The 19,715-nt window shown below is 58.5% G+C and carries 18 protein-coding genes; 9 read left to right on the top strand and 9 right to left on the bottom strand.

From position 1 onward, the window contains the following. Positions 1-4 precede the first annotated feature (4 nt). The 4 genes from HGP17_RS07015 to HGP17_RS07000 form a co-directional block, all read right to left on the bottom strand. Positions 5-793, bottom strand: a complete 789-nt coding sequence (locus HGP17_RS07015; protein WP_168807205.1) for an ABC transporter permease — start codon at positions 791-793, stop codon at positions 5-7. Next, positions 790-1,680, bottom strand: a complete 891-nt coding sequence (locus tag HGP17_RS07010) for an ABC transporter permease subunit (protein WP_168807203.1) — start codon at positions 1,678-1,680, stop codon at positions 790-792. The genes HGP17_RS07015 and HGP17_RS07010 overlap by 4 nt, the downstream gene beginning before the upstream one ends. A gap of 72 nt (positions 1,681-1,752) precedes the next feature. Next, positions 1,753-2,856, bottom strand: coding sequence for an ABC transporter substrate-binding protein (locus HGP17_RS07005; protein WP_168807201.1), 1,104 nt, complete (start codon positions 2,854-2,856; stop codon positions 1,753-1,755). 186 nt (positions 2,857-3,042) lie between these two features. Next, positions 3,043-3,915: a MurR/RpiR family transcriptional regulator gene (locus tag HGP17_RS07000; RefSeq protein WP_168807199.1), complete on the bottom strand. Its 873-nt coding sequence runs from the start codon at positions 3,913-3,915 to the stop codon at positions 3,043-3,045. A 180-nt stretch (positions 3,916-4,095) separates the two neighbouring features. Here HGP17_RS07000 and HGP17_RS06995 point away from each other — a divergent pair, with 180 nt between their 5' ends. The 6 genes from HGP17_RS06995 to HGP17_RS06970 all read left to right on the top strand — a co-directional run bounded on the left by HGP17_RS06995 (position 4,096) and on the right by HGP17_RS06970 (position 11,256). Then, positions 4,096-4,863, top strand: coding sequence for an N-formylglutamate amidohydrolase (locus HGP17_RS06995; RefSeq protein WP_168807197.1), 768 nt, complete (start codon positions 4,096-4,098; stop codon positions 4,861-4,863). 126 nt (positions 4,864-4,989) lie between these two features. Further along, the gene (locus HGP17_RS06990; RefSeq protein WP_168807195.1) at positions 4,990-6,561 is read left to right on the top strand and encodes an amino acid permease; all 1,572 of its coding nucleotides are present in this window, start codon (positions 4,990-4,992) and stop codon (positions 6,559-6,561) included. Positions 6,562-6,685: 124 nt separating this feature from the next. Continuing rightward, positions 6,686-8,056 (top strand): glutamine synthetase family protein, encoded by a 1,371-nt coding sequence (locus HGP17_RS06985; RefSeq protein WP_168807193.1) that lies wholly within the window; start codon positions 6,686-6,688, stop codon positions 8,054-8,056. A gap of 154 nt (positions 8,057-8,210) precedes the next feature. Then, positions 8,211-9,596, top strand: coding sequence for an aldehyde dehydrogenase family protein (locus HGP17_RS06980; protein WP_168807191.1), 1,386 nt, complete (start codon positions 8,211-8,213; stop codon positions 9,594-9,596). Continuing rightward, on the top strand, positions 9,593-10,741 hold the full coding sequence (locus HGP17_RS06975) for an iron-containing alcohol dehydrogenase (RefSeq protein WP_168807189.1): 1,149 nt from the start codon (positions 9,593-9,595) through the stop codon (positions 10,739-10,741). The genes HGP17_RS06980 and HGP17_RS06975 overlap by 4 nt, the downstream gene beginning before the upstream one ends. Positions 10,742-10,893: 152 nt before the next feature. After that, complete coding sequence (locus HGP17_RS06970; RefSeq protein ID WP_168807187.1) at positions 10,894-11,256, top strand: hypothetical protein; 363 nt, start codon at positions 10,894-10,896, stop codon at positions 11,254-11,256. Positions 11,257-11,348: 92 nt separating this feature from the next. On the opposite strand, the gene HGP17_RS06965 is transcribed toward HGP17_RS06970, so the two are convergent. Further along, complete coding sequence (locus HGP17_RS06965) at positions 11,349-12,770, bottom strand: L,D-transpeptidase (RefSeq protein WP_246703991.1); 1,422 nt, start codon at positions 12,768-12,770, stop codon at positions 11,349-11,351. Positions 12,771-13,039: 269 nt separating this feature from the next. Between HGP17_RS06965 and HGP17_RS06960 the strand changes: the two genes are divergently transcribed. The 3 genes from HGP17_RS06960 (at position 13,040) to HGP17_RS06950 (ending at position 14,721) form a co-directional block, all read left to right on the top strand. After that, on the top strand, positions 13,040-13,879 hold the full coding sequence (locus HGP17_RS06960; protein WP_168807183.1) for a DUF4432 family protein: 840 nt from the start codon (positions 13,040-13,042) through the stop codon (positions 13,877-13,879). A 72-nt stretch (positions 13,880-13,951) separates the two neighbouring features. Next, positions 13,952-14,290, top strand: coding sequence for a TIGR01244 family sulfur transferase (locus tag HGP17_RS06955; protein WP_168807182.1), 339 nt, complete (start codon positions 13,952-13,954; stop codon positions 14,288-14,290). Between the two features lie 86 nt (positions 14,291-14,376). Continuing rightward, positions 14,377-14,721 carry a RidA family protein gene (locus HGP17_RS06950; RefSeq protein WP_168807181.1) on the top strand — a complete coding sequence of 115 codons (345 nt, stop codon included), beginning with the start codon at positions 14,377-14,379 and terminating at the stop codon, positions 14,719-14,721. A gap of 40 nt (positions 14,722-14,761) precedes the next feature. On the opposite strand, the gene HGP17_RS06945 is transcribed toward HGP17_RS06950, so the two are convergent. From HGP17_RS06945 to HGP17_RS06930, 4 genes are read right to left on the bottom strand one after another with little or no spacing between them, the layout of a single operon-like run. Then, on the bottom strand, positions 14,762-16,420 hold the full coding sequence (locus tag HGP17_RS06945) for a thiamine pyrophosphate-binding protein (protein WP_168807180.1): 1,659 nt from the start codon (positions 16,418-16,420) through the stop codon (positions 14,762-14,764). Further along, positions 16,417-17,619 carry a CaiB/BaiF CoA-transferase family protein gene (locus HGP17_RS06940; protein ID WP_168807179.1) on the bottom strand — a complete coding sequence of 401 codons (1,203 nt, stop codon included), beginning with the start codon at positions 17,617-17,619 and terminating at the stop codon, positions 16,417-16,419. The genes HGP17_RS06945 and HGP17_RS06940 overlap by 4 nt, the downstream gene beginning before the upstream one ends. Positions 17,620-17,637: 18 nt before the next feature. Beyond that, positions 17,638-18,597, bottom strand: a complete 960-nt coding sequence (locus HGP17_RS06935; RefSeq protein WP_168807178.1) for a DMT family transporter — start codon at positions 18,595-18,597, stop codon at positions 17,638-17,640. 19 nt (positions 18,598-18,616) lie between these two features. Next, a complete protein-coding gene (locus HGP17_RS06930; protein ID WP_168807177.1) occupies positions 18,617-19,549 on the bottom strand; it encodes an alpha/beta hydrolase in 933 nt (310 codons plus the stop codon). Positions 19,550-19,715 lie beyond the last annotated feature (166 nt).

The following is a 19,715-nucleotide window of genomic DNA, read 5'->3' as shown; positions in this document are numbered from 1 at the left end:
AACCTTACGCCTTAATCGGAGCGGATTTTGAGAAACGGGAGACCAGCTGGAGAAGACCCATGCTGAGCCAGGTAACGGCGAGCGCGATGATCGCCAAAGCCGACGGTTCATAAGCTCTATTGGCGCCGACGAGCTGCATATAGGGGCCAAATGCCGGGCGGTTGAGCAACGACGCCATGGTGAATTCACCCATGACGATCGCAAGCGTGATGAATGCTCCGGAAAGCACGCCGCTCATCACATTTGGAAAGATGCATTTGAACATGATCGTCGTCCATTTTGCACCGAGGCTTTCGGCCGCTTCGGTCAGCGTGCCGACGTCAATGGTCCGCATGGCCGTATCGACCGAACGATACATATAAGGAAGCGACAATACAATGTAGGAGCAGACAAGCAGAATATTCGTTGTCGAGTTGTAGCCTGTGAGCGGCAGGATCGACGATGAATTATAGAGTCGGAGATAGCCGAATACGATGACGATGGCTGGAATAACCAGCGGCATCAGCGTGATAAACTCTACAAATGGCCGGATCTGTGGGAGCCGCAGCCGCACCCAATAGGCAGTCGGCACGACGATCAACATGCCGAAGATAATTGTCAGCAGCGCCATCAGCATCGAGAAGGCAAAGGCGACGATGAAGCTGAAGTCCGAAAAAACGGACGCATAGGCGTCGAAGCTATAGGCACCGCGCCGCATGCGCAGCGAGAATTCCAGCGTGCCGATAAGTGGCACGAGGAAATAAATAAGGCCGATGGCAACCGCGACCCAGGCAAAGAATTTTTGAAGTTTCATTTCTGCCACCGTTCAGCGCGCATGCGCATCAAAATATAGATGACGTTGGAAACACCGGTGATGACGATCATGCCGAGCGCCAGCGCATAGCCAAGGTTGGCATTGTGCAGCACGTCGCCGCGGATCTGTGCGTAGAGCACGATCGGAACGATATTCAGGGAGCTGCCGGTGAGCGCAATTGCCGTCGCGATGGCACCAAAAGAGTTGGCGAACAACAGCAAAGTCGTGCCCAGGAGGCTCGGCCACAGGATCGGTAGAGCGACCATCAGCCAATATTGACCGTTGGTTGCGCCGAGAATGGATGCAGCTTCACGCCATTCCTTCTTCATCCCGTCAAGCGCCGGCGTAATGATCAGCACCATCAGCGGGATCTGGAAGTACATATAGGTAATGGTCAGGCCAAGAAAGCTGAGAAGATTGAAGCCGGTGGAATAGAGATTTAAACCGAAATGCGCGAGCAACACGGTAACCAGGCCCTGCCGACCCAGTGTTGCTATGAACGAGAAGGCTAGCGGCACGCCGGCAAAATTTGAGGCGACGCCCGAAAAGGTCAGAAACGCGTGGCGTATCCAAGTCGGCAAGCCGCCGAGAACCAGCGCCCAGGCAAGGTAAAAGCCGATTATAGCGCCGCCGATGGCCGAAACGAACGAGATTTTGATACTGATCCAGTAGGCGCTCATGATCGTCGGCGTGAACAGATCCGCGATGTTCTTGAGCGTGAAGCTTCCATCTGGCGTTAGAAATGCGCCGGCGACCAAATAGACAGTCGGCAGGATCAAAAACAGCAGCGCGAAGATCAGGAAGGGCGCTATGCCCAGCCAATCGACAACGACACGCCTATTGATCATGGAGGAGGAACTGATCGTTGATGTTGTGGCGATGCTCATGAGTGGCCCAATCCACGGCGTCAGAAAAACGGAAACCTCCCCGTCGAAACGGGGAGGTCATGTTAACTTAGATTACTGAACGTTCGAACCGACGACGGAATCCCACTTGGTGGTAATTGCCTTGTTGCCGGCATCCTGCTCGTCGAGCGTCGGGAATACGGCCTTTTCATAGGCGGCAGCCGGCGGCAGCTTGTCGAGAAGTTCCTGCGGAACCTTCTTGTTCTTAGCCAGATCATTGAAGCGGATCGGGTGGCAATAGCCCTTCAGCCAGCCAACCTGACCTTCGTCAGAATACAGGAATTCCATCCAGAGCTTGGCAGCGTTCGGATGCGGAGCGAAAGCCGAGATCGCCTGAACATAAACGCCAGCGATAACGCCCGAAGCCGGAACGGTGACTTCAACCGGCGGGTTGCCGTTCAGGCTGTCGCGCCAGGAAAGACCGTTGTAGTCCCAGGCCACGACGATCGGGGTCGCGCCCTGAGCGAGCGAAGCGGACTTGCCGATAACCGGAACGAAGTTGCCAGCCTTGTTGAGCTTGGCGAAGTAGTCGAGGCCAGCAGCGCCGATCTTAGCCGGATCCTTTTCGCCAGCTGCGAGACCAGCGGCGTAAACGGCCTGAACAGCCTGGTTCGAGGTGCGCGGATCGCCAGCGAGCGAAACGGTGTTGGCGTATTCCGGCTTCTGAAGGTCAGCCCAATCCTTCGGCGGGTTCTTTACAACGTCCTTGTTGGTGACGAAGGAGAGAACGCCGTAATAGTCGCCGTACCAGTAGCCTTCGGAATCCTTGGCGCTGTCCGGAATGGAGTCCCAGGTGGAAACCTTGTACGGCTGCAGCAGGCCTTCCTTCTTGGCGGTCGGGCCGAAGGAGAGACCGACGTCGATCACATCAGGAGCCTGCGGGCCGGTGTTGCCCTTGTTGGCGCGGATTGCTTCGACTTCATCGCCCGAACCGGCATCCGGGTTCAGTTCGTTGACTTCAATGCCGTACTTCGCCTTGAATGCTGCGATCAGGTCGCCATAACCGCACCAGTTGTGGGGCAGGGCGATCGTGGTCAGCGTGCCTTCCTTCTTGGCAGCGGCGATCAGATCGGCGCTCGGTTCTGCGGCCGCAATAGCCGTCGAAGCGACGAGCATCGCGGTGGAGATTGTCAGAAGACGATGAACTTTCGAGATCACTGCATTTCCTCCTTTAGGGTTTTCAGTGCCTGGCGTTGCTGTTAATGACGTTACATGAAGGTTGTGTGACGGCTTCAAAGCGTTGTGATTACTAACAACGCGGTTGATTTGCTTCTAATCGACAAGTGTGACAGTCGCTCCATTTCGCACAGCTTCATGGCCCGCAATTTTGTGCTTTCGTTCCCCTTAGCTCAGCTTACGAAATAATTTTGTCTGCTCGAAAAGGCCTTCCAGCGTTTTCATGCGCTCGCTCGTTTCATCCCATGTCGAGCTTTGCACGGCTTCGATCAGGGCCTCGACGATGAAGAGAGTGACAACCGATGAATCCCAGGCGGACGGCGCCTCGATCTGCACGCGAAACGTGTGCTTGGCATGCTTTGCTGCGGGCGTCGCCCATTGGTCGGTGAAGACGATGATTTCCGCGCCGCGGCGGCGTGCGGCGGCAGCCAGATTGACCATTTCCTGCTCGTAGCGTCGGATGTCGAATATGACGATCAGATCGCCGGGATTCATATTCAAAACATATTGCGGCCAGGTGCTGGAATTGGATGAAAGCAGCGTCGTGTTCGGGCGGATAACCTGCATGTGGGTGAAGAAATACTCGGCAAGCGATCCCGTGATGCGGCCGCCCACGAAATAAAGGCCGCGTTTTCTTTCTGATAGCAGGGTGGCAACGCTGTCGAATGTGACAACATCGATGTCAGACAGGGTCTGACGCAGGTTGCCCATGATGGCATCGGCAAATCGATTGAGGATATGTGTTCCCGGCGCCTTCGAGGCCCAGCGGTCGTGTTTGGTCAGCGGATTGGAAATGGTCGCTTCCACCTCCAGGTGGAGATGCGCCTGAAAATCCGGATAACCTTTATAGCCGAGCTTCTGCACCATGCGCGCCACAGTCGGCGTGGATACGCGCGCATTTTCAGCGACGGTCGTGATGCTGCCCAGTCCGGAGACGGGATAATTGTCGAGCAGACTCTTAGCCAGCTGCTTTTCGGCGCGCGTCAACGTTTCGAAGCGCGCATTGATGACGTCAGAAACTGTCTTCGACGCATTGTTCACTCGATTTTTGCTCCCCGGAGCGGTCTTATGCCGCCTACCTTTCAGGATATAACAACGCTGTCATATTTCGAGTCAATGTCACAAATGAAGAAATAATTTCAGTTTGCGGTTGACAGCGATCAAAAGCTGAAGAATTCTTTTCTTATAAAGATTTTATTAATCGGCGATGGGGCGTCTCGGATGCTTGCACAGCAAGGCATTTTGACGAAAGCTGACGGGGATTGTGTTGCGGTCGAAAGGCCCGACGGAAAGAGCACCGTATTGCTCGTTTGCGAGCATGCGTCCCGTGACTTGCCGGAGCGCTTCGGCAATCTCGGTTTGTCGGACGAAGCTCTTTCCAGTCACATTGCGTGGGACCCGGGCGCACTCGCGGTTGCAAGGAACATATCGGCAAGCTTGAACGCGACGCTGGTGTTCCAGCGTTTTTCGCGCCTGATTTACGATTGCAACCGACCGCCGGAAAGTGCCGGCGCAATGCCGGAAACCAGCGAGATTTATACGATCCCCGGCAACCAGCATCTTGCCGAGGACGACAGGCAAGCCCGCACGGACGGTCTCTACAGACCGTTTCACGATCGTATCCGGGCGCTTCTGAAGGAAAGGGCGGCGCGCGGACAAAAAACCGTGATCGTGACAATCCACAGCTTCACGCCGATCTACAATGGCAAAGCGCGTGCCGTGGAGCTTGGCATTCTGCATGACGACGACCGTTGGCTGGCCGATCGCATGCTGGAGGCCGCGGCGGAAGCGCCGCTTTATCAGACTGAACGCAACCAGCCTTATGGGCCTGAAGACGGCGTCACCCATACGCTCAAGCTGCATGGGCTGGCCAACGGATTGCATAATGTAATGATCGAGGTCCGCAACGACCTCATTCGAGACGACGTCGGCCAAGGGGTCGTGGCCGATTATCTGACGGGGCTTCTCCAGAGCAGTCTGGACGCCTGAGCATAAAACAAAATGACCCCGGGGAGCAGTTCAACTGCGATCAGGCCGTAGAGCAAAGAGCTTGCGGCCAATGCGATACATGGTTTTCCGCAATCCCGCGGAAGGCCGGGCTTTAGGGGGAATGGCATGTCTGACTACACAGACTTAGACAAGAAACAGGATGTCCAGATCCTGCATTCCATGGGCTATGCCCAAGAGCTGGAACGGCGCATGAGTTCATTCTCGAACTTCGCTATTTCCTTCTCCATCATCTGCATTCTATCTGGCGGCATTAACTCGCTGGCGCAGGCAACATCGGGCGCAGGCGGTGCTGCGATCGGTATCGGCTGGCCGCTCGGCTGCCTCATTTCAGGTGTCTTTGCGCTCTCCATGGCGCAGATTTCGTCCGCTTATCCCACGGCCGGCGGTCTCTATCACTGGGGCTCAATCCTCGGGAACCGGTTCACCGGCTGGCTGACGGCATGGCTCAATCTTCTCGGCCTTATCACCGTGCTCGGCGCGATCAACGTCGGGACCTGGGGCTTCTTCAGCGGCTCCATCGCCGGCTGGTTCGGCATTGCAACGGATACGACCACGTCGGCCGGCTTTGCCAATCAGATCATTTTCGTCGCCGTCATCACCGGCCTGCAAGCGCTGATCAACCACTTCGGCATCAAGCTCACCGCAAAGCTGACGGATATGTCCGGCTACCTGATCTTCGCCGCGGCGATCGCGCTGATCATCGTATGCCTTTTCGGCATCAAGAGCTGGGATATCAGCCGTATCTGGACTTTCACCAATTACTCAGGAACGCCTGAAGGCGATGCTTCGGTTTGGCCGAAGACGGAAAACGTCTGGTATGTCTTCGCGCTCGGCCTGTTGTTGCCGATCTATACGATCACCGGATACGACGCTTCGGCGCACACGTCTGAAGAAACGGTGAAGGCATCGAGTTCGGTGCCGCGCGGCATGGTTTCCTCCGTATGGTGGTCGTCGTTCTTCGGCTACATCATGCTGCTCGCGTTCCTGCTTGCGATCCCGGATATGAATGAGGCCTCGAAGCAGGGCTGGAACGTCTTCTTCTGGACGATCAACAGCGTCACGAATCCGATCGTCGCCAATATTCTTTATGTGGCGATCTTCATTTCGCAGTTGCTGTGCGGTCTTGCGACCGTGACTTCCGCATCACGCATGATCTATGCCTTCTCGCGTGACGGCGGCCTGCCTTTCTCGAAATCGCTCGCCAGCGTCAGCCCGAAGTTCCGCACGCCGTCGGTGGCCATCTGGACGGCGGCCATTCTCGCGGTCCTCTTCGTGTGGGGAGCTTCGCTCGTCACGATCGCCGGTTCTTCGGCCTATACGATCGTCGTTTCGTGCACGGTCATCTTCCTCTTCCTTTCGTTCGCCGTGCCGATCGCGCTCGGCATCAAGGCGATCGGAACCGCGAAGTGGCCGAAGATGGGCCCGTGGAATATGGGTATCGGCACGTACAAGTTCGTTTCGGTACTGGTGATTATCGCCATGGCGATCATCTTCATCATCGGTGTGCAGCCGCCGAACGAATGGGCGCTCTATATTACCATCGGCTTCCTGGTGCTGACCGCGATCGTCTGGTTCGCCTTCGAGAAGCGCCGCTTCCAGGGACCGCCGATCGGCGACGTGATCGCCAAGCGGCAGGCTGACATCGCGGCTGCCGAACGAGCAGTCGGCGAGGCCTGATCTTCGTTCATCATCACGCTGGTAGGGCTGCAGCGGCAGCCCTACCACATTGACGAGTGGCTTGGCGCGATGTCTCGGATAACGCCAGCAGCCGATCATTTTCTATTTTTCAGGCGGAATCATCATGACCACCAGCTATACGTTCGACGACCTCAAAAAAGATGTGGCCGAGGGGCGCATCGATACGGTTCTGGCATGTCAGGTGGACATGCAGGGTCGCTTGATGGGCAAACGCTTCCAGGCAGAGTTCTTTGTCGAAAGCGCGTGGAAGGAAACGCATAGCTGCAACTATCTGCAAGCAACCGACATCGAGATGGAGACCGTTTCTGGCTACAAGTCGACGAGCTGGGAGAAGGGCTATGGCGACTATACGATGAAGCCCGATCTTGCCACGCTGCGGCGCATTCCGTGGCTGGAAGGCACAGCGCTTGTTCTCTGCGACGTGCTCGACCATCACACGCACGAGGAAGTCGCACATTCGCCGCGCGCTATTCTCAAGAAACAGGTCAAGCGCCTGGAGGCGATGGGCATGAAGGCCTATATGGCTTCCGAGCTCGAATTCTTCCTCTTCGATCAGAGCTACGACAGCGCCCGCGAAACCGGCTATCGCAATCTCAATCTCGTCAGTGGTTATAATGAGGATTACCACATCTTCCAGACGACAAAGGAAGAGGATGTGATGCGGGCGATCCGCAAGGGTCTGCAGGGCGCCGATATTCCGGTCGAAAACTCCAAGGGCGAGGCCTCTGCCGGCCAGGAGGAAATCAACGTCCGCTACGCCGACGCGCTGACGATGGCAGACCGGCACGCAATCATCAAGAACGGCTGCAAGGAGATTGCCTGGTCGAAGGGCAAAGCCATTACCTTCCTGGCGAAGTGGAATTATAGCGCTGCCGGCAGTTCGTCCCATATCCATCAATCGCTCTGGAGCGCTGACGGCAAGACTCCGCTCTTCTTCGACAAGGAGAAAGAACACGGCATGACGCCGATGATGAGGCATTACGTCGCCGGCCTTCTGACGCATGCCAGCGAAATCACCTATTTCCTGGCACCCTATATCAACTCCTACAAGCGCTTCGTCGCCGGCACCTTCGCGCCCACCAAGGCGATCTGGAGTACGGATAATCGCACGGCTGGTTATCGCCTGTGCGGTGCCGACACGAAGAGCATCCGCATCGAGTGCCGCGTCGGCGGCTCCGACCTCAATCCCTATCTCGCTTTTGCGGCACTGATTGCCGCAGGCATCGACGGTATTGAGAACAAGCTCGAACTGGAAGCTCCCTTCGTCGGTGACGCCTATGGCGCACGCGAGGTTCGCGAGATACCGCGCACGCTGCGCGGTGCAACAGAGGCCTTGGCCAATTCGAAAATGCTGCGTGCGGCTTTCGGCGATGACGTGATCGATCACTATACCCGCGCTGCCGAATGGGAGCAGGAAGAGTATGATCGTCGCATCACCGATTGGGAAGTGGCGCGCGGATTCGAAAGGGCGTAAGGCTTTTGCAAGCCGTCCTTGTCCGATTTTCATTTCATGATCGGGCAGGGGCGCCAGGATGGCACGCTTGCCTGATATTTCCGCTTTGAATGCGGCCACAGGTTGTGCAACATCCGGCAATCAATTTGATGACCAAGAAAACAGGAATTCGATCATGACCATGATCACATGCGTCTCCCCGGTTAACGGAGAGGTTTATGCCGAGCGCCCGGCGCTGTCGCTGGAAGCCGCCAAGGAAGTCGTGGCGCGTGCCCGCAAGGCGCAAAAGGATTGGGCGCGCCGTCCGCTGGAGGATCGTGTCCAGCTGGTGCTGAAGGGTGTTGCCCGGTTGAACGAGATGGCCGATGTCGTCGTGCCGGAGCTTGCCTGGCAGATGGGCCGGCCGATCAAGTATGGCGGCGAATATCGCGGCTTCAACGAGCGCTCCAATTATGTCGCCTCGATCGCTGCCGACGCCCTTGCGCCGCTGGTCGTCGAAGACAGCGCCAATTTCGCTCGCCGGATCGAGCGCGAGCCGCATGGCGTCGTCTTCGTCATTGCGCCCTGGAACTATCCATACATGACGGCGATCAACACGGTTGCTCCAGCGTTGATGGCCGGCAATACCGTCATCCTCAAGCATGCCAGCCAGACGTTGGTGGTTGGTGAGCGGCTTGTGCAGGCTTTCGTCGAGGCCGGCGTTCCCGCCGATGTCTTCCAGAATATCTTCCTCGATCATGAAACAACGTCGGCGCTGATCGCAGCCGGAAGCTTCAACTTCGTCAATTTCACCGGCTCCGTCGAAGGTGGCCGCTCGATCGAGCGTGCTGCGGCCGGCACCTTTACCAGCCTCGGCCTCGAGCTTGGCGGCAAGGATCCGGGCTATGTCATGGAAGACGCCGATCTCGACGCCGCCGTCGACACGCTGATGGATGGTGCGACCTTCAATTCTGGCCAATGCTGCTGCGGCATCGAGCGCATCTATGTGCATGAATCGCTTTACGACAGTTTTGTCGAGAAGTCAGTCGCCTGGGTTTCGAACTACAAGCTCGGCAATCCGCTTGACCCTGAGACCTCGCTTGGACCGATGGCGCACAAGCGTTTCGCCAAGGTGGTGCGTGAGCAGATCGCCGATGCGGTTGCCAAGGGTGCCAAGGCGCTGGTTGATCCAAAGCTGTTCCCGGCCGATGACGGTGGCGCCTATCTCGCGCCGCAGATCCTCGTCAACGTCGATCATTCGATGGCTTTTATGCGCGAAGAGACTTTCGGTCCGGCCGTCGGTATCATGAAGGTGAAGAGCGATGCGGAAGCACTGGAGCTGATGAATGACAGCCCCTATGGTCTGACGGCTTCGCTGTGGACCAAGGATGTCGAGCGCGCCTCGCGCATCGGTCGCGAGATCGAAACCGGCACCGTTTTCATGAACCGCGCCGACTATCTCGATCCCGCGCTGTGCTGGACCGGCGTCAAGGAAACCGGTCGCGGCGGTTCGCTTTCCATCATCGGCTTCCACAACCTGACGCGTCCGAAATCCTATCACCTGAAGAAAGTAACAGCATGAGCAATATCTCAGCCAATTGGAGCTATCCGAACGCCTTCAAGCTCGGCCGTGGCCGCATCAAGGAGTTGGCGGACGCCTGCAAGAGCCTGGGCATGAAGAAGCCGCTCCTGGTCACCGATCGGGGACTTGCTTCGATGGCGATTACCAAGACCGCGCTCGATATTCTGGAGGATGCAGGTCTCGGTCGGGCTCTCTTTGCCGATGTCGATCCGAACCCGAATGAGAAGAACCTCGAAGCTGGCGTAAAAGCTTTCAAGGATGGCGGCCATGATGGCGTCGTCGCGTTCGGTGGCGGCTCCGGTCTCGATCTTGGCAAGTGCGTCGCCTTCATGGCCGGACAGACCCGACCGGTGTGGGATTTCGAAGACATCGGCGACTGGTGGACCCGTGCCAGCGTCGAAGGCATCGCGCCGATCGTAGCTGTACCGACGACGGCCGGCACCGGTTCGGAAGTCGGCCGCGCCAGCGTCATCACCAATTCCGCGACGCATGTGAAGAAAATCATCTTCCATCCGAAGTTTCTGCCGGGCGTCGTCATCGCCGATCCGGAACTGACGGTCGGCATGCCGAAGGTGATCACCGCGGGTACGGGCATGGATGCGTTTGCGCATTGCCTGGAAGCCTATTCCTCACCCTTCTATCACCCGATGTCGGCAGGTATCGCGCTGGAAGGCATGCGTCTGGTCAAGGAATTCCTGCCGCGCGCCTATCGTGAGGGAACCGATCTCGAAGCTCGGGCCAACATGATGAGCGCTGCCGCCATGGGTGCTGTCGCCTTCCAGAAGGGCCTCGGCGCTATCCACGCGCTGTCCCATCCGATCGGCGCCGTCTACAACACACATCACGGCATGACCAATGCTGTCGTCATGCCGGCTGTCCTGCGCTTCAACCGCAAGGTCATCGAGGACAAGATTGCCCGTGCCGCCGCCTATCTCGGTATTTCGGGCGGGTTCGACGGCTTCTATGACTACGTGCTGCAGCTGCGCTCGGAACTTGGCGTGCCGGACAGCCTCTCGGCCATGGGTATCGCACCCGATCGCATCGACGAACTCTCCGCGATGGCGATCGAAGATCCGAGTGCGGGCGGAAATCCCGTCCCGATGACTTTGGAAAACACCAAGGCCTTGTTTCGCGACTGCTTCTAAGATTCAGTTCTCGGTTGAACATCGATTGTGCCACGCGATCTCGCGTGGCACTTTTCGTTTGAGAGCTACTCGCCTTGGTTTTGGTTTTGATCTTCGAAACCCGGCGATATGAGCAGCTTCAAGATGATCTGGCGCGGTGAGGGGAGATGGCGATGGAAACGGCAGGTGTCTCGGATAGTTTACCGATAGCAATTATTATTGCCGGTGCGATCGGTGCGGCTTGCGGTGGCATGCTTGGAGCCCGATTGGCGCGTGCCAGTTTCTGGAAAGGACCCATCGTCCTGGCCGTGGCCTGGATCATCAGCAGCATCATCGTTTCCTTGCTGGCAGCAGGACTGTCTATATCGGATATCGTTGCCAGCATTATCGGGACGCTGAGCTTCATCATCGTCGCAGGCATATGCGGCCGACTGTTGAAGATTGGCGCGCGTGTCACGGCCAACATCATTCTCGGCGGCTTTCTGGGCGCGGTGCTGTTTTCCGTCGTTCTGGTCTATGCGACCCATTGGGTCTGAGGCACGGCAATCCGCCTCTCTTCAACGCTCATGAAATGAAAGCGCCGCCGGACAGTTCATCCGGCGGCGCTTTTTTATCGTTCAAGGTCGGTTTAGTCGACGAACTCGACGACGACGCCCGGCTTGACCATCTTGGCAAGTTCGGTCGCATCCCAGTTGGTCAGACGAACGCATCCATGGCTCTGGGTCTTGCCGATACGCGAGGGGTCAGGCGTGCCGTGGATGCCGTATGTCGGCTTCGACAGAGCCATCCAGACCGTCCCGACCGGGCCGTTCGGGCCTGGCGGAATGTTGAGGACCTTGTCGTTGCCGGCTTGTTGGAAATTGATCTTCGGGTTGTAGGTATAGCCCGGATTGAACGCGACGCGCTCCACCGTCACCGTACCGGACGGCGAGGGCGTGTCGGCGGAGCCGATGCTGGCCGGGTAGGCTGCGATCAGCGTGCCGTTTGCGTCATAGGCGAAGACCTGCTTGCGACCCTTGTCCGCGAGGATCTTGGCCACCGAGCCTGTCTTGCCGGGCCCGGTGTTGACCACCTTGATGGTGCTGCCCGGCACGGTGAAGTCGACGCCTGGATTGAGCTCCTTCAGATAGCCTTCGTCCATGTGGAAGCGTTCAGCCAGCATTTCCGTCGTCGAAGTGTAGCCGAGCGACGGCATCTGCGACTTTGCAGCATAGTCTTCCGGGATCGACGCGACATACGGTCCGGCCGCATCCGCCGCCGTGATTGTATAGTTGACGATCGGCATTCCGCCGGACAGGCGCAGCTGCTCGAGGATGCCATCGGTATTGTTCGGGTCTAGGGTCTGGCCGGTCATCTGCTGGTAGGCATAGACAGCCTTGGTGACGTTCGCACCCATGCGACCGTCTATAGCGCCGGGTGAAATGCCCTGCCGCGCAAGGAAGACCTCAAGCGCGGTAATTTCCATTTTCGACTTGCCCTTGAGCGTGATCACGGGCTCTGCCGGCGGCTTGCGCACGATATCGGGCGTTTCCTGCTGGGGATCGATCGAGGCGTAATCGCCGCCGCCCGGATTGGCCTGGCCCTGTTGCGACCGCGGTATCGTGCCAGGCGCTGCCGGCTGTCCGTCCAGAGGCTGACGTTCTATATCGCCATCCCGCGGAATGCCGCCGGTGACGACATCGCGATCCTGCTGGTCGTAGCCATCGTCGTTTCCGTAGCCGTCGTTGCGATACTGGCGATAGTCGCGATAGCCGCCATTGTTGGAGAATTGCGTGTCGCCATAGCGGTTTCCGTCGCCATAGCCATCGCCGCCATTGGCATTGGCATTGCGGCCGGGCGCGCGGGGATAATAGTTGCTGGCGCGCATCTCAGTCGCGACGACATTCCCATAGCTGTCGACAAGGACACGCCGTCCACGCCCGTCGCGTGCCATGGCATATCCGCCACCATAGGGATATTGATCAAGAATACGGCCATCGGGCGTGACAAGAACGGTGTCGCGGTTATTGGCGCGATAGTACTGAGCCTGCGCGTCGGTCAGCGCAAGCATAGACACCGTGGCAGTCATTGCCAGGGAGAAACTCAATTTCACGAACCGGTTCACGTCTGTCGAATCCTTGGGTAGCAGTTCGGCTGACACACACATGGCAATTTTGACGCCAGTATGGAAATTTAGATTATCATGCTGAATAAAATATAAAAAATAATGTGATCAAGGCTTCAAGTTAACATTCGGTAAGCCAAATCACCGTTTATTTCAGCCGCGCGTCATCACGGGACAGGGTATGTCGGCGGCGCCGACAAAGGAGTATTGAGGAAATGATGGATTTTTCCGCGGCCAAAGGGCCTAAACTGACGCTGGATGAAAGCTCGGTGCTGGATATCGGCGCTTGCATCGTCGATGGAAACAATCTTGCGCCCGGTCGCGCCATTCCCGACGATGGCGATCCGCGGATCGACCATTCCTTGGAGGGCTTCCTCTTCACATGCGGGCCGGATCATATCCGCCATCCGCAGCCGATGCCGGAGGGCTTCGAAGGGAAGCGCTATCCGCTGCACGGCTCGTTTTCATCGCATCCCGCCAAGATTCTCTGGACCAAATTCGAGGACGGCAATGCGGAATGCCGGGCGGATATCGATATCGTCACGGCAGAAGGACGTTCCGCCAAACTCGAACGTCATTGGCGTATCGATGGCGCGACGGGCGAAGTCTCGCTCGCTGATCGGATCGTCAATACGAGTACCGAAGCGATGCCCGTCTTTCTCATGTATCATATGAATGTCGGCGGAAAATGGTTTGACGAGGGTACGCGTCTGTCGGGCGGAATGCTGGAGAACGGCGGCTTCCCTTGGACGTTCGGTGATGAGCTGGGTGGAATTTTCTGCGTCCCGGCCTCGGAAAAGAGCGAGGCTGGGGCGGAGGTCCGTCTTGGTCCGATAGCTGCGATAGGAGGAAAGACGCTGAGAGTGCGCTTCGGCACCGAGACGTTGCCTTTCCTGCAGGTTTGGCGCAACCAGCGTGCGCCTGCGCATGTGCTCGGTATCGAACCGGTTTCGCATCGGTGGGTCTCGCGCGACGAGCTGGAGGAGGCGGGTGAATTCAATATTCTCAAGCCAGGCGAAGCCCGCAATTTCATGCTCAACTTTGCCTTTGTTTGAGAGCCTGCCGCGGTTGACGCTCGCCCTGTCGCGGCGTAGATCAAGGCCACGGTTTAAGAGAGGACATGAACCATGGATATCCGCCCGATCGACGATGAATACTCGGTGTCCGGCCAGATTGCCGTAGAAGATCTCGACCAGATCAAGGCACTGGGTTTCAAGTCCATCGTCTGCCATCGCCCCGATGGCGAGAGCCCGGATCAGACGCCGTTTGGCGTCATCGAAGCCCGCGCCAAGGAACTCGGCCTTGAGATCACCCACGTGCCGGTCGGCCCGATGGGCGTGACCGAAGAGGCAGTGCAGGGCATGGTCGATGCGCTGGACGAATTTGCACGGCCAATGCTTGGCTATTGCCGTTCCGGCGCACGCTCGACGGCGATCTATCAGAAGACGCATCACATTCGCGGCTGAACGGGTCTTTACCCGGCCGTTTGCCAGCAGGGCAGGCCATGGGTGTGCCCTGTTCACCTGTCAGAAAACAACATCAGGAGAAGACTATGAGCATCAAGCGTATCGACGTTGGCGCCCGCATGAGCGGCGCTGTCATCCACGGCAACACCGTCTACCTCGCCGGCCAGGTTGGCGAAGGCGAGAGCGTCACCGATCAGTGCAAGTCGGCGCTGGCTGAAGTCGATCGTCTGCTCGGTGCTGCCGGCACCAACAAGTCGAAGATCCTGCAGACGATCATCTACCTCTCCGACATCGCATACTTCGCCGAAATGAACGCTGCCTGGGAAGCCTGGGTCGATCCGGCCAATACACCAGCCCGCGCCACCAGCGAAGCCAAGCTCGCAGCGCCGAAGTACAAGGTCGAATTCATTGTGACCGCAGCGCTCGACTAAGTCAGGTCGGCGTAGTTTTCAAAGGCCGGTGGGCTCGCGCTCACCGGCTTTTTGTTTGGGCGATTTCCGTCAGCGTGCGGGAGGGTGTGATCGCTTCCGGATCGAGTGCGATCTCGATGATTGCAGGCTTTCCGCTGGCGCGTGCACGCTCGAAGGCCGGCCCAAATTCTTGCGTCGTCTTCACCGTTTCGCCATGGCCGCCATAGGCGCGGGCAAGAGCCGCAAAATCCGGATTGTCGAGCGCCGTGGCGCTGACGCGGCCGGGATACTCCCGCTCCTGATGCATGCGGATGGTGCCATACATACCGTTGTTGATGACCAGGGCGATGAGTGGCAGTCCATACTGGACGGCGGTCGCAAATTCCTGCCCATGCATCATGAAACAACCGTCACCGGCAAAGCAGATCACCTCGCGCTCGGGGAAGAGCTGTTTTGCGGCGACCGCTGCCGGCAGACCATAGCCCATCGAGCCAGATGTCGGTGCGGACTGCGTGTTGAAGCGACGAAAGCGATGGAAGCGGTGCAGCCAGGTCGCATAGTTGCCGGCGCCATTGGTGAAGATCGTATCATCAGCCGTATTGGCTTCGATCCAATCCATGATGCGGCCCATGTGGACCGCACCAGGGCTTCTTTCCGGCGTCTTCGACCAGGCAAGATAGGCTGCGTGCATGCGCTCCGTTCGTTCGGCCCAGGGCGTTTCGGCCGGCGTGTCGAGATCTGCAAGAGCCGCGACGAAATCCGCCGGGCTCGCGCAGATGGCCAGATCGGGCCGGTAGACGCGGCCGAGTTCCGAAGGATCGGGATGGATGTGGACGAGTTGCTGGCGCGGATAGGGGATATCGACCAGCGTATAGCCGGAAGACGGCATTTCGGAGAGACGGCCGCCGAGAAGGATCAGCAGGTCCGCTTCCTTGACCTCCTTTGTCAGCGCCGGATTGATGCCGATGCCGACATCGCCGGCATAGTTCGGATGGAGATGGTCGAACAGCATCTGCCGGCGGAACGAGCAGCCGATCGGCAGCTTGAAACGCTCCGCAAGCTCTCTGATGCCGGCAACGGCTTCCTCTGTCCAGCGCGTGCCGCCGAGGATGACCATCGGCCGCTCTGCCGCCGCGAGGCGCTTCTGGAGCTCAGCAAGCTGGTTGCGGCCCGGATGGGCGGCAACGGGGACATAGGGCAGCGCTTCCGGTGCCTCGACCTCATCGCGCAGCATGTCTTCGGGCAGGGTCAGCACGACGGGGCCGGGCCGTCCCGATGTCGCAACCGCGAAGGCGCGGGTGACGAATTCCGGAATGCGGGCGGCATCATCGATTTCGCCGACCCATTTGGCGAATTCGGTAAAGGCGCGCCGGAATTCCACCTCCTGAAAGGCTTCGCGTTCGCGGGCATCGCGCTGAACCTGACCGATGAACAGGATCATCGGGATCGAATCCTGCCGCGCGATATGAAGGCCGGCAGACGCATTGGTGGCGCCGGGGCCGCGGGTGACCATGCAGATACCCGGTTCGCCGGTCAATCGGCCCCAGGTGTCCGCCATCATCGTCGCACCGCCCTCCTGGCGGCAGACGAGCACCTTGATGTCGCTGTCGTGCAGGGCATCGAGCACGGCGAGAAAACTCTCGCCCGGCACGCAGGAAATGCGCTGCACGCCATTGGCCTTTAGTGCCTCGACGATGAGTTGCCCGCCCGTTCGCTTCATGTGCTTGCCTTTCCCTCCAGTTCGGCCAATTCGGCCAGAACTTCCTCCTGATGTTCGCCAAGTCGCGGGCTCGGCCGCGTATAGGTGAGCGGCGTTTCCGAGAGCACGATCGGCGTGCGCACGCTCGGAATGACGGTGCCGGCACTATCCTCGAGATCGATTCTCAGTCCACGCGCCACAATCTGCGGATCTGCGAACATATCCTCGATCGTGTTGATGGCGCCCGCCGGAACGGCATTGGCCTCGCAGGCGCGAAGCAGGTCAGCCTTGTTCCACTTCAGCGTCTCGGTGGAGACGAAGGCGCGGACGTCGTTTCGATTGGCGACGCGGGCCTTGTTGGTCGCATAGCGTTCGTCGTCGGCATGGGTAGTTAGGCCGAGAATGGCGCACAGGCGCCGAAACTGTCCATCGTTGCCGACTGCAAGAATGAGATAGCCATCGGCCGTCGGCACGACTTCATAAGGCGAGATGTTGGGATGGGCATTCCCGAGACGCACTGGCGGCTTGCCCGAGATCACATAATTCATGTTCTGATTGGCAAGCACCGCGGATTGCACATCGAGCAACGCCATGTCGATGAGCTGCCCTTCGCCCGTCTTCAGGGCATGGATCAAGGCCGCTTCGATAGCCGAGACGGCGTAGATGCCGGTGAAGATATCGGCGATTGCGACGCCGGCCTTCATCGGTTGGCCATCCGGCTCGCCAGTGATCGACATGAAGCCGGACATGCCTTGGACGATGTAGTCGTAGCCTGCCAGCCCGGCATAGGGGCCGGTTTGCCCAAAGCCGGTGATCGAGCAATAGACGATCCTTGGATTGATCTTTTTCAGGCTTTCATAATCGAGCCCGTATTTGACGAGGCCGCCAAGCTTGAAATTCTCGATTACCACATCAGCCGTTTTTACCAACCGCCGTACCAACTCCTGGCCTTCTTCGGTCTTGAGATCGGCGATGATGGAGCGCTTGCCGCGATTGGCAGAATGATAATAGGCGGCGGAGAGATTTTCGCCATCCTTGCCCTCGACGAAGGGCGGCCCCCATTGGCGCGTGTCGTCGCCGCCATCCGGATTTTCAACCTTGATCACATCGGCGCCGAGGTCTGCCAGCATCTGTCCCGCCCAAGGGCCGGCGAGGACGCGGGCAAGCTCGATGACGCGAATACCGGACAGCGGAGGTTTCTTGGTCTTCTGGTCTGTCATGTCGATCCGCTCTCTCGCTTACGGCGTGAATGCTGTTTCAGATGTATCGGATACGGGCTTGGAAGCAAAGCGCTGCTCGCGCCAGAGGATGTAGAGACCGGAGCCCATGATGATGAAGATACCAAGCCATTTGATGGCATCCGGAAAATTGTCGAAGACGAGCCACCCGAAGATGGTGGCGGAAACGATCTCGAAATATTGCAGCGGTGCAAGCGTCGAGGCCGGTACGGCGCGATAGGCGTAGACCGTCAGGATACCGGCGGCGGCTGCGGTGGCTCCGACACCGAAGAGATAGAACATCGCCGTCAGATCCGGCATGACCGGGTGAAGGATTGCCGAACCCGTAACGTGGCCGATGGCGAGGAGGATCAGGCTGAAGCCCGTGCCCCACAAGGCAGTCTGAAACTGCATCGACCAGGCATCCTCGCTGTGGGAGACGACGCGGGTGATCATCACGTAGACGGCAATGCAGAGCGCGGTAACGACGGGCAGCAGTGCCACGAAGCCAACTTCCTGAAAGCTCGGCTGGATGATCAGCATGGCGCCGAAGAAACCGACGCCACAGGCGGTATAGCGGCGCCAGCCGATGGTTTCGTTCAGGAAAATGCTGCTCAGAATCGTCAGCATCATCGGCTCCACGAAGAAGATGGCGATGGCGTCAGCCACCTCCATCACCTGCAGCGTGGTCACGAACGACACCATGGATAGCGTCAATACAGCGGCGCGGATGGCGTGAACGCCGCTGCGGCGCCATGTCCATACGCCCCATTGCCAGCGTATGGCCATCATCGGCAGGGCAAAAAGAGCCTGAAAGATGAAGCGGGCGGCGGTCACTTCTGCTGGCGCAATGGTGGTTGCCGCAAGCTTTGAGAAGATGTCGACGATCGGCGAGAGGACGACGGAGAGAAACATCATTGCCAGACCGAAGGTCAGCTCCGATTGCGGCAAGCGCGCCGAGGAGCCGCTGGTGGTGTTCATTGCAGAATTCCCGTGAGAATCAGTTGTTTGCCGTCACCCTCCTGCACCAGTCGGCGAAGCGGGAAATGGCTTCTTCGGCACCGATTTCGTTGAGCGTCTCGTGCCTCATGTCAGGATAGATCTCGGTGGTAATATGAGAGAATCCGGCTCGTTTCAAATGGTTTGACAGCCAGGAAATCGCTTTCGCATGATCCGTTGCCGGATCCTTGCCGCCTCCGACAAGATGGATCGGCATGCTGCGCCTGACCCGGTCGAGATGATCCTTTTGCGGAGCCCGGAAGGCGAGCTCGAATATGTCGAGCCAGAGCGAGACGGAAGCATCGAACCCGCAAAGCGGATCTGCGATATAGGCGTCCACCTGCTTGGGGTCGCGCGAAAGCCAGTCGAAGTCGGTGCGGCGATTGGCGATCGATCGACCCCAGGTGGCGAAAGTCAGCTTCGGCAGCAGCCCACTCGGTACGTCCGATCCCTTGAACATGCGCTCCGTCTTGAGGATGAGCTGAGCGGCACGGCCGGCGAGGCCGGGATTGAAATTGGAGTTCCAGACCGTGACGGCATCGAACTTGTCCGGATGCGTGACGACCGTGTTCAGGCTGATCAATCCGCCCATGGAATGGCCGAACAGGATGATCGGCAGGCCGGGATGGGTGCTTGCGGCAAGCTCGCGCATGGCGAGCACGTCGGCGATGACCTGTGCCACACCGCCTCTTCGCGCGAAGCGGCCGATTGGGGCATCGTCGGCTGTCGTGTCACCGTGGCCGCGATGGTCGTGGGCATAGACGTGAAAGCCGTTGGCGGCCATCTCATCCGCGAAAGCCTCATACCTGCGAGCATGTTCCGCAAGGCCATGCGATATCAGCAGGATGCCGCGCGCCTCCGCGGTCGCCGGCGCATGATGGTAGGCAATCTTCGCGCCCGTCGGGCTACTCAGGCGCTCAGTATCCGCGAACATGCATTCGGTCCTCCTATTACGAACGAAAGGTTATCATCCGGCCGATTGCAATGGATAGGTGTTGATGCGCACAGAAATAAATCTTTCCGAGCGCTACGATTCAGGATTGCGTGCCGTCGATCAAACTGCTTATTTGTTCCTATAATGTTCTAGTTGGCGGCAGGGA

This window comes from Rhizobium sp. P38BS-XIX (assembly GCF_012641435.1).
Taxonomy (GTDB): Bacteria; Pseudomonadota; Alphaproteobacteria; order Rhizobiales; family Rhizobiaceae; genus Rhizobium.
The sequence above is the reverse complement of the archived record's forward strand: the minus strand, read 5'-3'. Positions and strand labels throughout refer to the sequence as shown.